Annotated in this window: 15 protein-coding genes and 1 pseudogene; 10 read left to right on the top strand and 6 right to left on the bottom strand. The window is 58.5% G+C overall.

All coding sequences use genetic code 11. From position 1 onward, the window contains the following. Nucleotides 1-7 precede the first annotated feature (7 nt). The 5 genes from AC07X9_RS02830 to AC07X9_RS02810 are packed head-to-tail and all read left to right on the top strand — an operon-like array spanning nucleotide 8 to nucleotide 4,587. Nucleotides 8-1,045, top strand: coding sequence for an Ldh family oxidoreductase (locus AC07X9_RS02830; RefSeq protein ID WP_086485454.1), 1,038 nt, complete (start codon nucleotides 8-10; stop codon nucleotides 1,043-1,045). Between the two features lie 28 nt (nucleotides 1,046-1,073). Beyond that, the gene (locus AC07X9_RS02825; protein WP_086485453.1) at nucleotides 1,074-1,616 is read left to right on the top strand and encodes a VOC family protein; all 543 of its coding nucleotides are present in this window, start codon (nucleotides 1,074-1,076) and stop codon (nucleotides 1,614-1,616) included. A gap of 27 nt (nucleotides 1,617-1,643) precedes the next feature. Then, entirely contained in the window at nucleotides 1,644-2,765 is a 1,122-nt protein-coding gene (locus AC07X9_RS02820; protein ID WP_086485452.1) for an alcohol dehydrogenase catalytic domain-containing protein, read from the top strand. Further along, nucleotides 2,762-4,198 carry an aldehyde dehydrogenase family protein gene (locus AC07X9_RS02815; RefSeq protein WP_086485451.1) on the top strand — a complete coding sequence of 479 codons (1,437 nt, stop codon included), beginning with the start codon at nucleotides 2,762-2,764 and terminating at the stop codon, nucleotides 4,196-4,198. Before AC07X9_RS02820 ends, AC07X9_RS02815 begins: the two co-directional genes overlap by 4 nt. After that, nucleotides 4,195-4,587 (top strand): nuclear transport factor 2 family protein, encoded by a 393-nt coding sequence (locus AC07X9_RS02810; protein ID WP_086485450.1) that lies wholly within the window; start codon nucleotides 4,195-4,197, stop codon nucleotides 4,585-4,587. The genes AC07X9_RS02815 and AC07X9_RS02810 overlap by 4 nt, the downstream gene beginning before the upstream one ends. Here AC07X9_RS02810 and AC07X9_RS02805 read toward each other — a convergent pair. Together AC07X9_RS02805 and AC07X9_RS02800 are read right to left on the bottom strand one after the other, a co-directional pair. Beyond that, nucleotides 4,579-5,703, bottom strand: a complete 1,125-nt coding sequence (locus AC07X9_RS02805) for a CaiB/BaiF CoA transferase family protein (protein ID WP_086485449.1) — start codon at nucleotides 5,701-5,703, stop codon at nucleotides 4,579-4,581. The genes AC07X9_RS02810 and AC07X9_RS02805 overlap by 9 nt on opposite strands. After that, complete coding sequence (locus AC07X9_RS02800; protein WP_086485448.1) at nucleotides 5,703-6,887, bottom strand: acyl-CoA dehydrogenase; 1,185 nt, start codon at nucleotides 6,885-6,887, stop codon at nucleotides 5,703-5,705. The genes AC07X9_RS02805 and AC07X9_RS02800 overlap by 1 nt, the downstream gene beginning before the upstream one ends. Nucleotides 6,888-6,979: 92 nt before the next feature. Between AC07X9_RS02800 and AC07X9_RS02795 the strand changes: the two genes are divergently transcribed. After that, on the top strand, nucleotides 6,980-7,867 hold the full coding sequence (locus AC07X9_RS02795) for a LysR family transcriptional regulator (RefSeq protein ID WP_086485447.1): 888 nt from the start codon (nucleotides 6,980-6,982) through the stop codon (nucleotides 7,865-7,867). Between the two features lie 103 nt (nucleotides 7,868-7,970). Here AC07X9_RS02795 and AC07X9_RS02790 read toward each other — a convergent pair. Beyond that, nucleotides 7,971-9,097, bottom strand: a protein-coding gene (locus AC07X9_RS02790; protein ID WP_217884237.1) for an IS3 family transposase whose coding sequence is annotated in 2 segments (ribosomal slippage) — nucleotides 7,971-8,869 and nucleotides 8,869-9,097 — 1,128 coding nt in all. Because the reading frame shifts where the segments join, the coding sequence is not laid out codon by codon here. Nucleotides 9,098-9,155: 58 nt separating this feature from the next. Between AC07X9_RS02790 and tnpC the strand changes: the two are divergent. Both tnpC and AC07X9_RS02780 read left to right on the top strand, forming a co-directional pair. After that, a pseudogene (gene tnpC / locus AC07X9_RS02785) lies at nucleotides 9,156-9,989 on the top strand (IS66 family transposase); the annotation flags it as partial. A gap of 17 nt (nucleotides 9,990-10,006) precedes the next feature. Then, nucleotides 10,007-10,252, top strand: a complete 246-nt coding sequence (locus AC07X9_RS02780) for a hypothetical protein (RefSeq protein ID WP_086485446.1) — start codon at nucleotides 10,007-10,009, stop codon at nucleotides 10,250-10,252. A gap of 415 nt (nucleotides 10,253-10,667) precedes the next feature. On the opposite strand, the gene AC07X9_RS02775 is transcribed toward AC07X9_RS02780, so the two are convergent. After that, entirely contained in the window at nucleotides 10,668-10,973 is a 306-nt protein-coding gene (locus AC07X9_RS02775) for a type II toxin-antitoxin system RelE/ParE family toxin (RefSeq protein WP_086485445.1), read from the bottom strand. Next, nucleotides 10,970-11,275, bottom strand: a complete 306-nt coding sequence (locus AC07X9_RS02770) for a type II toxin-antitoxin system RelB/DinJ family antitoxin (protein WP_086485444.1) — start codon at nucleotides 11,273-11,275, stop codon at nucleotides 10,970-10,972. Before AC07X9_RS02770 ends, AC07X9_RS02775 begins: the two co-directional genes overlap by 4 nt. A gap of 549 nt (nucleotides 11,276-11,824) precedes the next feature. Here AC07X9_RS02770 and AC07X9_RS02765 point away from each other — a divergent pair. Both AC07X9_RS02765 and AC07X9_RS02760 read left to right on the top strand, forming a co-directional pair. Continuing rightward, the gene (locus tag AC07X9_RS02765) at nucleotides 11,825-12,040 is read left to right on the top strand and encodes a helix-turn-helix transcriptional regulator (RefSeq protein ID WP_021316615.1); all 216 of its coding nucleotides are present in this window, start codon (nucleotides 11,825-11,827) and stop codon (nucleotides 12,038-12,040) included. Beyond that, complete coding sequence (locus AC07X9_RS02760; RefSeq protein ID WP_086485443.1) at nucleotides 12,037-12,231, top strand: helix-turn-helix domain-containing protein; 195 nt, start codon at nucleotides 12,037-12,039, stop codon at nucleotides 12,229-12,231. The genes AC07X9_RS02765 and AC07X9_RS02760 overlap by 4 nt, the downstream gene beginning before the upstream one ends. On the opposite strand, the gene AC07X9_RS02755 is transcribed toward AC07X9_RS02760, so the two are convergent. After that, the gene (locus AC07X9_RS02755) at nucleotides 12,206-13,420 is read right to left on the bottom strand and encodes a tyrosine-type recombinase/integrase (protein ID WP_086485442.1); all 1,215 of its coding nucleotides are present in this window, start codon (nucleotides 13,418-13,420) and stop codon (nucleotides 12,206-12,208) included. The two genes, AC07X9_RS02760 and AC07X9_RS02755, sit on opposite strands and share 26 nt — an antisense overlap. Between the last annotated feature and the right edge of the window lie 2 nt (nucleotides 13,421-13,422).

Here is a 13,422-nt window from a genome sequence, read left to right as displayed (position 1 = left end):
TGACCTTATGGCCGTGATCGCCGCCCAGGACCTGAATACATTTGCGGCAGCCATCCTGGCGTCGGCAGGATTTTCACGCGACGACGCCGCGCAAATGGCGGACCTTCTGGTCTGGGCCAATTTGCGCGGTGTCGCTTCGCACGGAGTGTTACGGCTACCTCGCTATGTTGAGATGCTGCAGCAAGGTGAGGTTCTCGCAGATCACGACATCAGTGTCGTGAAGCGGTTCGGTGCAGTAATGGTGCTCGATGCCGGAAAAGCACCCGGTGCTGCAGCAATGAACCGAGCTACGACCGAAGCAGCAAACCTTGCGCAAGAATCCGGCATCGGCTGGTGCGGCGTGCGCAGGACATCGCACGCCGGAGCCATCGGCTACTTCGTGGCCAAGCTTGCAAAACTGGGCCTTGTCGGCATTGCGATGACAGCGTCAAAACCATTGATGAGCTATTACGGCGCCAAGGGTGAAGCGCTTTCAACAAATCCATTGGCGATTGGTGTCCCAAGCCCGGATGGCGCCCCGCCCTTGATCCTGGATATGTCGACTGCTGCCGTTGCCCTGGGCAAGATCATGGCGGCCAAGGATTCATGCCAAAGCATTCCCTTAGGATGGGGTATCGACGCTACAGGTGCCGATACAACCGACCCCCACAAGGTCGCTGCAGTTCTGCCAATGGCAGGGGCGAAAGGCAGCGGACTGTCCCTCATGATCGAAATCTTATGCAGCGTCCTGGTCGGCAACCCCAACATCGCACCTGCCCTGTCAGGCGGCGAGGGTGGCGGCTTTAACGGCATGGTTCTGGCGATCGATCCTGCAGCTTTTGGTGACGCAGGCGGGTTTCTCGCAGAAATTGGCAATCTCGTGAATGCCATTCATGGGCTGGATCCGGTTGCCGAGGGTGGGCGGGTCCTGCTTCCCGGCGAGCGCGGGCACGAAAGCGAGCTTCTGCGACGCGACCAGGGAGTGCCCATACCCGAGGGAACCGTAAAGCGGCTGATTGCCCTCGCTGGACAGCTCGAGGTTCCCGTCCCCGCCGCGTTTCTTTGATCCACACCGCTTTGGAAGGCATGAACCAATGTCAGTTATCAGACCATCGCTGGCTCACCTCGGCATATTCGTGTCCGATCTTCCACGAATGGAAGAATTCTACACCGGAGCCTTCAGCCTGATCGTCACCGATCGCGGCGTTGGAGCGGTCTTCAAGAATGAGCTCGTCTTTCTAAGCGGAGCCGCTGACCAGCACCATCAGATCGTCTTGTCTAGCGGACGGGCAATTGAAACCCCAAGTACCGTTATGCAGCTCTCGTTCAAGGTAAAGTCACTGACAGAGCTGCGCGCCATGCAAAGCCGCGCTTTGGATCATGGCGCCACCGAAATGATTGGACTCAATCACGGTAACGCCTGGTCTATCTATTTTTATGATCCTGAACTGAATCGTATCGAGATCTATCTCGATACCGAGTTCCATACTCCCCAGCCTTGTGGAGCACCCCTGGATCTCAGCCGCAGCGATGATGAAATTCTTGCCGATACACAGGCACTCATTGCCGGACTTGCGGGGAGCATGCCCCGCCCAGACTTCATCGCAGCAATGGGCAAGGCTCTGGCTGCAAACTAAACGACATCGAGATTGGGAGACTATAACATGGTGCCAGCAAAAATGCGTGCGGCGCGGATGTACGATGTAGGTGCGCCAATGGTGATCGAAGAAGTCGATACACCTTGCCCCCAGTCGCTGGACGTAGTGGTCAAAGTTCATGCCTGCGGCATCGTCCCTAATCTTGGCAACGTGCTCAAAAACTGGAGCAGTTGGTTTCCGCAACTGCCCTTGCCAAAACTACCCGCAACCTTTGGCCTCGATCCTGCCGGCGTTATCGTGGAAGTAGGTAGCGGTGTGACAGGGCTGAAAGTCGGTGATCGCGTTTACGTGAACCCTGGCAGGTCATGCGGAAGCTGCCGTGCTTGCCGTGCAGGTAACCCTACCGCTTGCAACTCGATGATCCTCCAAGGATATTTCGGCTACTCGCCAACTGCCCAGGAGACCTTCGACCGCTATCCGTTCGGTGGCTTGTGCGAATATACGCTCGCTCCAGCCAGCGCCTGCGTCGTGCTGCCCGATAACGTCACTTTCCAACAGGCTGCCAGGCTTGGGTATACCGGCACCGGTTACTCTGCGCTGCGCAAAGGCAATGCCGGCCCCAACGTGGTAACCCTGATCAACGGGGCAACCGGCACGCTCGGCCTTCCCACAGTGCTCTGTGCACTCGCACTTGGCGTGACGAAGATTCTCGCAGTGGCACGCAATCCCGATCTGCTGGAAGAGCTGAGGCTGCTGGCACCGCAACGGATATTCACCCATTCGGTCAATGATGGTTCTGTCCGCGATTGGGCCATCGAGATGACAGGCGGCGAAGGCGTCGATCTCGCGCTTGACTGCGTAGGGCCGGGCGGCACGGGTGACCAGATGCGCGAACTTTTGCGCACGCTTCGACGGTCGGGAAAACTGGTCAATGTCGGTGCCGTTGCAGATCCTGTGCCGATGAACGTCCACAAAATGATGGACTGGAATCAGGGCTTTCAGGGGTCTGTCTGGTTCTCGACTGCCGAAGGACAGGATATGGCGGAGATGATCCGTGCCGGAACACTCGACATGAACCTGTTCCGCCAGGAAGCCTATCCGCTAGACCGCATCAATGAAGTGCTGGCCGGTATCGAAAATCGACACGGCGGCTTTTCGAACTTCACCGTCGTGCCCAACCCCGAATGAACATTACCCTGACCCATCGCATCGGTGGGGAGCGGATTGGCGGCGCATGCGTTGCCGAACGCCGCAACCCATCCGACCTTGACCAGATCGTGTCGCTAACTCCTGAAGGAGATGCTGATCTAATCAATCAGGCGATCGCGGCCGCCTCAGATGCACAGCCCGCGTGGGCCGACGCCTCTCCCGAAAACCGGGGCGACGTGCTTGACCGGGCGGGGGCATTGCTGATGACGCGGTGCGATGAGATTGGTCGCCTGCTTGCCTGCGAGGAAGGCAAGACTTTGGCGGAAGCACGCGGCGAGGTCCTGCGTGCTGCTCGCATATTGCGGTATTTCGGTGGCGAGGCCTTGCGCATCCACGGTCGCCAGCTCGCTTCTGTTCGTTCGGGCATCAATGTGTCCACGCGGCAAGAACCAGTCGGCGTCGTCGGTCTAATCACCCCGTGGAACTTCCCGATTGCGATACCCGCTTGGAAAGCAGCCCCTGCACTCGCATTCGGCAACGCCGTGGTTCTCAAGCCAGCGGGTATTACGCCTGCTACGGCATCGGCTCTGGCTGATGTGCTGGAAGAGGCCGGAATGCCACCCGGCGTGTTTAACCTGGTATTTGTTCCCGGCAATGTGGCCGGTGTCCTTGCCGAAGACCGCCGGGTTGCCGCACTATCGTTTACAGGATCAACAGGTGTCGGGCGAAGCCTTGCCCAGTCCGCTGCGCTGAATGGCAAACGCATTCAGCTCGAGATGGGCGGAAAAAACCCTCTGGTGGTGCTGGATGACGCAGACCTTGATCGGGCGGTGGTGATCGCCCTCGACGGGTCCTTCTTCGGATCAGGTCAGCGTTGCACCGCTTCAAGCAGATTGATTGTCACTCAAGGCATCCATGATCGCTTTGTTGCCGCGCTGGGCGATGCAGCTCGTGCCCTGAAAGTAGGTCACGCACTCGATCCAGCTACCCAAATAGGGCCGGTAGCCAGTGAAGAGCAACGCCGCACGATCGAAAGTTACATGGGCGTGGCTGTTCAGGATGGTGGTCGGATCGTTTGTGGGGGCGAGCGTGTGCCCTGCCCCACCCAAGGCTATTTCATGTCACCGGCAGTCATCAGCGATACGTCTGCCGATATGCGCATCAATTGCGAGGAAGTGTTCGGCCCGGTCGCTTCGGTCATTCGTGTAGAGAATTTCGAGGAAGCGCTGGCTGTAGCCAATGGCAGCGAATTCGGCCTTTCAGCCGGAATTGTCACCACCTCCCTGGCTCACGCAAGCCATTTTCAGGGCAAGGTCCAGTCCGGCATGGTCATGGTCAACGCGCCAACTGCGGGCGTGGATTACCACGTTCCATTCGGAGGCACCAAGGCGAGCAGCATGGGGCCGCGAGAGCAGGGTTTTGCCGCTCAGGAATTTTATACCCGTACCAAGACGTCCTACGTCGCACCATGAACTCGCAAGCCAAGGAAGTCGCTGTGAATAATGAACAAAACGCAGTAGCCATGGAAGATCGCCGCTTCGGGGCAATGGCGACCAGCAACATTGACGAGCTGCAAGCGGTGTTGGCCGATGATCTGCACTACACTCACGCCAACGGCATGGTTGAAGACAAGGCAGAATTCATCCGCAAGATAACCAGCGGTGAGCGCGAATACCGCGCCGTGAGACTAATAGGCCGTAAGGTTGTCTCGCAGCCAGGTTTCACTGCGGTGTTTGGGCAGGTAGAGGTCGATGTCATGCGAACTGCCGGGCCGCTGATCAATCGGCTCGACTATACCGCCATTTACCGTGACCACGACCCGCGACTGTTCGCCTGGTCAGCCGTCAAATCTTTAGGGTGAGGTCTTGTTCAAGCGAGGTGATGGTGTCGGAAGCGCTAGTTCGGATCTGCTGAACCGTATTGGCAAGCGAACTCCAGGGATCATTCTGCCGGTTTCGTCAGGCATATCGATTTTCATGTCCCGGTAGAGAATTTGTGGGTCTGCAAAAGCCTGCTCAACTGTGTTGATCGGGCCTGCTGGCACGTTTGCCTGTTCGAGCGCCGTCAATAAATCTGCCCGGGACCACGTCAAAGTGGCATCACGAATTTCAGCGCTTAGAACCTCTCGCCGTTCCAGCCTTTGAGCGTTGGAAGCGTAATGTGCAGCAGCAGGAATACCCACCACTTCGCAGAAGCGCCGGAATTGCGCATCGTTGCCAACGGCCAGAATGAACCACCCATCCCGCGTTGGCAAAGCCTCATACGGAGCAATGTTGGGATGGGCATTGCCAAGCCGCGTGGGCGAGTTTCCTGATACCAGATAGTTCATCGCTTGGTTGGCAAGTGTGCCAACCATGACATCGAACAGCGCCATGTCCACGTGCTGTCCCTTGCCGCTCCTTTCGCGTTCGGCAAGAGCAGCCTGAATTCCAACGACAGCATAGAGGCCGGTCATGATATCGGCATAAGCCACCCCGATCTTCTGCGGGGCACCGTCCGGCTCGCCCGTCAGGTCCATGATCCCGCTCATCCCCTGAACGATAAAATCATACCCTGGCCGAGATGCATGAGGACCATGTTGGCCGAACCCGGTGATCGAGCAATAGATCAGGCGTGGATTGATCGCGGACAAGGTTTCGTAGTCCAGCCCATACTTGGCCAGCCCCCCCACCTTGAAATTCTCGATCACGACATCAGCGTCGAAAATCAGCTGCATCACCCGCTGCCGTCCTTCAGGCGTCGTGAAGTCCACTATCTCGCTGCGCTTTCCCCGATTGGCAGCGTGGAAATAAGCCGCATCGCGCGAACCATCTGCGTTCTCCACAAAGGGTGGCCCCCATGTGCGGGTGTCATCGCCAGCCGGGCTCTCGATCTTGAGCACATCGGCACCAAGGTCAGCAAGAATCTGGCCAGCCCAAGGACCAGCCAGGATTCTTGCCAGCTCAATGACCTTAAGGCCATGAAGCGGGGTCGCCATCAAAATGCCGCGATGCCAGTGATACCGCGCCCAAGAATGAGAGCATGGACATCATGCGCCCCCTCATACGTGTTCACCGTCTCGAGGTTCACCATGTGTCGCATGACTTGGTATTCCTCGGAAATCCCGTTTCCGCCATGCATGTCACGAGCCATCCGCGCCGCATCGAGAGCCTTCCCGACGTTGTTGCGCTTGACCATCGAAACCATCTCCGGCGCGTAACGTCCTTCATCCATCAGCCTTCCGACGCGCAAGGATGCTTGCAACCCAAAGGCGACGTCACACATCATCTCAACCAGCTTTTTCTGGTAAAGCTGCGTGGCGGCCAAGGGGCGACCGAACTGCTTGCGATCCAGACCATATTGACGTGTAGCATGAAGGCAGAATTCAGCAGCCCCCAATGCCCCCCACGAGATACCATAGCGCGCGCGGTTCAAGCACTCGAACGGACCTCTCAACCCTTCAACCTCTGGCAAGAGCGCATCAGCCCCCACCCTGACCTCGTCCATCAAGATCATCCCGGTAGTGGACGCACGCAGCGATAGCTTGCCCTCGATCTTCGGAGCCTGAAGCCCTGGCATGCCCTTTTCCAAAACGAAGCCGCGGATCTTGCCGCCGTGGGCTTCAGACTTTGCCCAGACAACGAACACATCTGCGAACGGCGCGTTGCTGATCCAGGTCTTTGAACCATGTAGAATGTAACCGTCGCCGTCCTTTCGGGCGACAGTGCGCATACCGCCAGGATCTGAACCAGCATCAGGTTCAGTCAGGCCAAAGCAACCGATGAGCTTTCCAGATGCAAGGCCGGGCAGATATTTGCGCCTCTGCTCTTCGGATCCGAAAGCATAGATCGGATGCATGACAAGACTCGACTGAACCGACGCCATCGATCGATAGCCTGAATCGACCCGTTCGATTTCACGCGCAACGAGCCCGTAGGCAACGTAGCTAGCTGCAGACCCACCGTATTGCTCCGGCAGCGTCATTCCAAGAAGTCCGGCTTCGCCCATCAGCGGGAAAAGTTCAGGTGCATCAACCTCTTCGCGATATGCATCGATTACACGTGGCTGCAACTGGTCTTGTGCGACGCCATGCGCCGCATCGCGGATCATGCGTTCGTCCTCTGTCAATTGGCTCTCGAGATTAAGCGGATCTTCCCAGTTAAAGGCGGTTGCTGCTGCCATCGTCGTTCTCCTCTGATGCCATCACTCCACCACTTGTGTAATCTCAACAACATTGGATATGGCATTATTCTAATCTCGAATTGGAATAACAGATGATCGATGGAGATGGCTTGAACGCCTTTGTCGCGATAGCGGAAACACACAGTTTTTCACGCGCGGCAGATCGTCTCGGACTTGTTCAGTCCGTCGTCAGCAAACGCCTCAAGCGGCTGGAGGACCAACTAGGCGCAGTCCTTGTCGATCGCGCAATACGCACACGCAGCACTTTGACGCGTGTCGGTGAACTCTATTTGCCAGAAGCCAAAGCCACACTGGCCCAGCTTGAAAAAGCCGAGCGAACCGGGCGCAATCTTGCCCGAGGGACAACTGGCCCATTACGCATCGGATATGTGTTCTCAGCGGCGATGAATGGGACACTGGGGAGAGTTCTCACAGCCTTGAACAAGGGTGTGCCAGAACTGATAGTTCACCCTCGCCTGCTAGAAACTCCCGAACAATTGATCGCCCTTGAAGCAGGCACACTGGATCTTGGGCTTATTCGCCCCCGTCCAACTTATCCGCCCTTTTGCATAGCCCGCGATGTGCACCAAGAGCCCCTCGTTGCATGTATGACGGCACACCATCGACTTGCAAATGAGTTAGCCATCACGCCACCCATGCTGGCCGGTGAGCACTTCATCATTCCACAATTCCATGAACACGTCGGCCTGATTGACAATCTTCGCAGGCTCGGCGTCGCCGGCGGCTTTGTGATCTCAGACATTGAAAGAACAGCGGACTTTCTGACGGCAGCGAGCCTCTCTGCGGCAGGCTATGGCATCGTTCTAGCCCCCGCGTCGCTGGCTAAACTCAATCTCGATGGACTGGTCTTTCGGCAGATAGCACAATTCGACGACCGTGTTCTCACCACGTTCATTCACAGGACCGATGCGCCGCGCCAAGCATTGGATCACTTGACGGCCTCACTTGGCCCACTGTGAAGTTACCTTCCGGCCGGAGCATCAAAATCCAGAACCGGGCCTACAGGCACAGTGTCAATGGACACCTGGACTTGTAACGGTTTTGCGCCGGTCACCTATCTCATTACGCCACCTTGGCTTCGAACGCGAGTGGGCTGATGCCTCCCAGATATGAATGGCGGCGGCGGGTGTTGTAGAAACCGTTGATGTACTGGAAAATGGCGGCTTCCGCCTGACGCCGGGTTGGCCAACTCTGCCGCCAGATCATTTCCGCCTTCAGGGATTTGAAGAAGGTCTCGACAGCAGAGTTGTCGTAGCAATTGCCCTTGGCGCTCATCGATGGACGCAGGCCATAGGCCTGCAGCTTCTTCTGATAGTCATAGGAGCAATATTGGCTGCCGCGATCGGAGTGGAAAATGCAGCCCTCGGGCGGCTGACGGAGCCGCACCGCCATGTCCAGCGCCCGGATCGCCAAATCCTTTTTCATCCTGTCGCTGACCGCCCAGCCCACGACCCGACGGCTGTGCAGGTCGAGAATGACGGCCAGATAGAGCCAGCCCTCTGACGTCCAGACATAGGTAATGTCGCCTGCCCATTTGCGGTTGGACGCATCGGCGGCAAAGTCGCCGTCCAGCCAGTTCGCCGCGACACCCAGGCGGTGGTGGCTGTCCGTCGTAACCTTGTGCTTGCGCGTGCGGACCGGCTTGATACCGTTGATCCGCATCAGCCGCCCGACACGACGCTCACCGACATCAAGGCCGGCCTCTTTCAACTCCATCGTCATTCTCGGACGACCATAGCTGCCAAGGCTCAGACTATATTGCTCCCTGATATGTGCCAGCACCTTCATGTCCGTCCGCTCTCGATGGCTGATCGGGCGCGAACGCCAGGAACGGTAACCCCGCTCGCTGACCTGCAGGACACGGCACATCAATTCCACCGGCCAACGATGTCGCCAGCTGTGCACAAAGGCGAACCTCACGGCCTTTGGCTCGCGAAGAACTGAGTCGCCTTTTTTAAGATTTCCCTCTCCTCCCGGAGCACGCGGTTCTCAAGGCGAAGCCGTTCATTCTCTCGTGCCAGATCTGCCTGCGGCGCTGCCACCAGGTCCGACGGACGATAGTGCGAAACCCATTTGTTCAGAGTCGACTTGCCCACGCCCAAATCCGACGCGATCCGTTCGCGCGATAACCCGCTGGTCAGCGCAATCCGCACCGCCTCCTGCTTAAACTCTTCACTATGCTTCATCATCTCGTCGGTCTCCTGGCACGAACATAAAACGCTCAAGTGACCGGCGCAAAACCGTTACAAGTCCAAGACCGATACCGGTCGATTATGGGATTATGTCCGGGATGACCGTCCATTTGGCGGCGCCGATCCTCCGGCGGTGGTTTTCTATTATTCGCGCGACCGGCGCGGCGAACATCCCCAGGCGCATCTGGCGTCCTGGTCCGGGATTCTGCAGGCTGACGCCTATGCGGGCTATTTCGAGCTGTACGCTCCCAACCGCCAGCCTGGTCTCATCCTGGAGGCAGGATGCTTTGCTCACGCGCGCAGGAAGTTCTTCGAACTTGTTGACGTCGAGGGCGCTGCGCGCAAGAAGAGCCGCGGCGAGCGGACTGGCCCGATCTATCCGATTGCGCTGCAGGCGGTGCAGAAGCTGGACGCCCTGTTCGACGTTGAGCGCGGTATCAACGGTAAGGCACCAGCGGAGCGGCTTGCCGCCCGTCAGGAGTTGAGCGCGCCACTGATCGCCGAACTGCACGACTGGTTGAACGCCCAACTCGCCAAGCTGTCGCGTAACCATGATCTCGCCAAGGCCATCAACTATATGCTCCGGCGCTGGGACGCATTCACCCGCTTCCTCGTCGATGGCAGGGTATGCCTCACGAACAACGCAGCGGAACGGGCGCTACGCTGTGTGCCACTCGGGCGGAAAGCATGGCTATTTTGCGGCTCCGATCGCGGCGGTCAGCGCGCCGCCATCATGTTTTCACTCATTCAAAGCTGTCGCCTCAACGACCTCGATCCCCAGGCTTGGCTCGCCGACGTCATTGCCCGCATCGCCGGTCATCCAGCTAATCGGCTTGGCGATCTACTCCCATGGAATTGGAAACCAACAGCGTTGAAGCTGGAGCCGTGATCTCATAGCATCACGGCATGGAATTTGGCCCGCAACCCGAACTGATTGAATCCTCTCTCTGCCGGTCCATCGAACAGGCGGGCGTACGGCTGACCATCAACATCGTGCGGCTCGTCACCGAGCGCGGTTGGTCCCTCGAGGTCGTCAACCAGCACGGCACCTCGACGGTCTGGGACAATCTATTCCCCACCGACCGCGATGCCGATGCTGCATTCCGCGATGTGCTCGCTCAAGAAGGCGTCGAGGCCTTCCTCGGCAAGTAAGATGCCACATCCCCCAGGAAACCGTCAGTAGCCGCGGTCCTCACCGGATGCGTACTTACGAGCTAGGGCGACACCCAGTGTTACGAGGTGTCGCGTTGCATGAGAGGTATGATTTCAGGGGTGGGGAGCATGCTCCCCACCCCTGAAATTTCGTTGACGAAGATTGATGGTTAGGCCTTGAAGGCGTCCCGTGGGGATGAACATGGCTTTCTTGGCCGCGTCCTCCCTCCTTTCCGAGGAACGGTTTGACGTGAAGGTGATGGCAGGTGCTGTCTGAAGTGGCCGTTCGCGCGCTCAACCTGGAATGGCTTGGATTGGTCGGCAGGCGACGCAGCGTAAGCGGCAGCTATCCCCATATCTGCGCTCCAAACACGACAGTCGCCTACCGGCCAATCTTGGCAGCGTTTAGCGCTCTTTACTCCGGCTCGAATTCCGGGGGAATGTCGTGGGGCCACATGCGCGCGCCATGGATTACGCGAAGAACGCGCACGGTATCCCCGATGATCTGGTACGGTGCGATATAGGGCGTGCGCGCGATCACCAATTCGCGCGTGCCTTCGATCCGGCCCGGACGCCCGCTATTCGGGAAATCTCTGAGGCGCTGGGCTGCTGCCTCGATCCGGTCGTCAACATCGGCGGCAGCTTGAGCGTTATCCTCGGCAATCCAGATGAATATCGCGAGACGGTCGGTCGTAGCGCGATTGGACCAAGCGAGTTTCATTGCACCTGCTTGATGCCCTTTCGCGCGTTCGCGCGAAGCTCGGCGAACCGCGCGGAAACCTCGGCGTCGTCAATGTCGGGTCGATCATCGTCCAGCGCTTCCTGCACTCGCTCCCGGAACCATTGGTCATAGGCTTGCCGCTCCACCAACAGTTCCATGGGGGCAACACCTTCGCGCGCGGTGCGGGTCAGCAGGATGCGCACCGCGTCTGATACCGTAAGCCCCATACGCTCGAAAACGGCGGAGGCGCGGTCCTTTATGTCCGAATCGATGCGTGTCTGGATCAGGGCATTATTGGCCATGAGATCACTCCTTGGGCATCTATGTAATTCAATCGCATGACAATTACCACCAGGAAACCGCAATCGCTGTGGTGCGAGTGCCACCAGAATGTGCAAATCGGCACCGCAATGCCGAAAGCGGCAGTATAGTGCCTATTTCAGGAACTTCATTTCCTATCCACTTGCACACTCGAAAAAACCGAGACAGCATACGCACCGGAGGCATAGCACAAGACGGCTTGGCGGGTCGTCAACAAGAGGTCCGCCATGGCGTGCGACTCGAACAGGTCGATTGCTATCATGTCACGGGCTAAACGCCCGCTGCTTGCCCCTGCAAGTCACCGCCCCGCTCTGTCTCGGCAAAAGGCAACCGCAGCTTGCCGCCTGGGGCCACCGATGATCCCCTATGGCTGCCGCCTGCGCGAAATCTCCGCCGATCCCCGACATTTGCCGCCGTAGGCCCGCCATAGCCCTATGCGCGCCGATTGCCCCTTGCGGGCTGAGGGACGGCCCGCATTGTTCAACTCTCATGGGGGAAAGGAATAACTAGCGCATGTATGGAATAAGTCGATGTCCAACACCGATCGTATCATCCGATTAAAGACCGTTCTGGCCCGCACCGGGCTTTCCCGTTCAACCCTTTACCGCAAGATCGCGGACGGGACATTTCCCGCTCAAATCCGGATCAGCGTTCATGGCGCTGGCTGGCGGGAGTCATCCGTCGAACGCTGGATGGCCGATCCTGTCAGCTATCGAGAGGAACGGGCCGGGAGCCATGCCCAATGACCGCGCTCCCGCCCCCCGACCCGATCTGCGTCCGCGTTAATGAAGCGGCGCGCATGATCGGCGTCGGTCGCACGAAGCTCTATGAACTGATCGCGGCTGGCGAGATCGAAACGGTAAAGCTTGGCAAGGCAACCCGTATCACCACCGCCAGCCTGCACGATTTGGTCAGGCGGCAACGCGGCGCGCTGTAGGGGCGGACGCCGTTCCTACGGCGTCCTTCCCCTTGCCGTTCTGGGTCTCTGTGCGGTCGAGATATTCGGCCCAACGCGCCATGAGGCTGCGCCGCTTGTCGAAAAAGTCGGTGCGGCGATAGGCGGCTTCGACCTTGTTGGGCAGCTTGTGCGCGAGTGCCTTGTCGGCGACCTCCTTCGGAAAGCGCGTGCGTTCGGCTGCCCAATCGGTAAAGGATGAACGAAAGCCATGGACCGTAATTCCTGCGATTCCATCATCTCGCAACAGCTTGGTCATGGTTACGTCGCTGATAGGCTTCTCGCCGTTATGTGAGAACACAAGCCCGGTGTCGCTGGTGCGCTCGCTCCACCGCTTTCGGAGCAGCGCCACGGCGGGCGCGGACAGCGGCACGATATGGGTCTCTCGCGCCTTCATGCGCTCGCCGGGTATGGTCCAGATGCCTTTATCAAGGTCGAACTCGGTCCAGACGGCAAAGCGCGTCTCGTTCGAGCGCACGGCGTTGTATATGGTAAAGCGCAAGGCATCGCGCCCGGTTGTGGGCGAAGCTCCCGCAAGCTTTTGCATGAGCGCCGGGACTTCGGCATAGGGCATGGCTTCCATATGACCGCGCTTGTCGTTCTGGCGGGGAAGCCCTTTCCGAACGGAGCGGAGTGACACTTCCTCCGGCACCCATCCCTTGACGTGCGCAAAATCCAGAACGACGCTGATGCGCTGGAGGATGCGGCGGGCGGTTTCCGGTATTTCGAGCCAGATTGGCGCAAGCGCCTCGACCACGCAGGCGCTGTCCACTTGGTCTACCGGCTTCTTGCCGATTTTAGGGAAGACGTGCTTTTCGAAGCTGGACAGCCACTTTGCATGATGCCCACCTTTCCAGCCTTCACGCAGCGTCTTATGACAAATTCGAGTCGCGGCTTCGAAGTTGGGCACGATCTTTCGCGCCTTCCGACGCTCGGCGACTGGATCGAAGCCCTCTCGAACACGGCGGCGTAACGCCGTTGCTGCTTCGCGTGCCTCGGCTAGCGATACGTCCAATGCTGATCCCAGCCCGTAGTCACGGCGTTGTCCGTTTCTCTGCATTCGCAGAACCCATGTCCGCGCCCCGCTCTCCTTCACGAGCAGGCAAAGACCTCTGCTATCGGTATGCCGACCAGGCTTCGCGTTCTTCACTTTCAAGGTTGTCAGCGCCATCG

Source organism: Sphingobium sp. GW456-12-10-14-TSB1 (assembly GCF_059424385.1).
This window is presented reverse-complemented; position numbering and strand designations above follow the sequence as displayed.

Coding starts and splice junctions, on each gene's coding strand:
- AC07X9_RS02830 (WP_086485454.1), top strand. CDS start 8: ATGGCCGTGATCGCCGCCCAGGACCTGAATACATTTGCGGCAGCCATC.
- AC07X9_RS02825 (WP_086485453.1), top strand. CDS start 1,074: ATGTCAGTTATCAGACCATCGCTGGCTCACCTCGGCATATTCGTGTCC.
- AC07X9_RS02820 (WP_086485452.1), top strand. CDS start 1,644: ATGGTGCCAGCAAAAATGCGTGCGGCGCGGATGTACGATGTAGGTGCG.
- AC07X9_RS02815 (WP_086485451.1), top strand. CDS start 2,762: ATGAACATTACCCTGACCCATCGCATCGGTGGGGAGCGGATTGGCGGC.
- AC07X9_RS02810 (WP_086485450.1), top strand. CDS start 4,195: ATGAACTCGCAAGCCAAGGAAGTCGCTGTGAATAATGAACAAAACGCA.
- AC07X9_RS02805 (WP_086485449.1), bottom strand. CDS start 5,703: ATGGCGACCCCGCTTCATGGCCTTAAGGTCATTGAGCTGGCAAGAATC.
- AC07X9_RS02800 (WP_086485448.1), bottom strand. CDS start 6,887: ATGGCAGCAGCAACCGCCTTTAACTGGGAAGATCCGCTTAATCTCGAG.
- AC07X9_RS02795 (WP_086485447.1), top strand. CDS start 6,980: ATGATCGATGGAGATGGCTTGAACGCCTTTGTCGCGATAGCGGAAACA.
- AC07X9_RS02780 (WP_086485446.1), top strand. CDS start 10,007: ATGGAATTTGGCCCGCAACCCGAACTGATTGAATCCTCTCTCTGCCGG.
- AC07X9_RS02775 (WP_086485445.1), bottom strand. CDS start 10,973: ATGAAACTCGCTTGGTCCAATCGCGCTACGACCGACCGTCTCGCGATA.
- AC07X9_RS02770 (WP_086485444.1), bottom strand. CDS start 11,275: ATGGCCAATAATGCCCTGATCCAGACACGCATCGATTCGGACATAAAG.
- AC07X9_RS02765 (WP_021316615.1), top strand. CDS start 11,825: ATGTCCAACACCGATCGTATCATCCGATTAAAGACCGTTCTGGCCCGC.
- AC07X9_RS02760 (WP_086485443.1), top strand. CDS start 12,037: ATGACCGCGCTCCCGCCCCCCGACCCGATCTGCGTCCGCGTTAATGAA.
- AC07X9_RS02755 (WP_086485442.1), bottom strand. CDS start 13,420: ATGGCGCTGACAACCTTGAAAGTGAAGAACGCGAAGCCTGGTCGGCAT.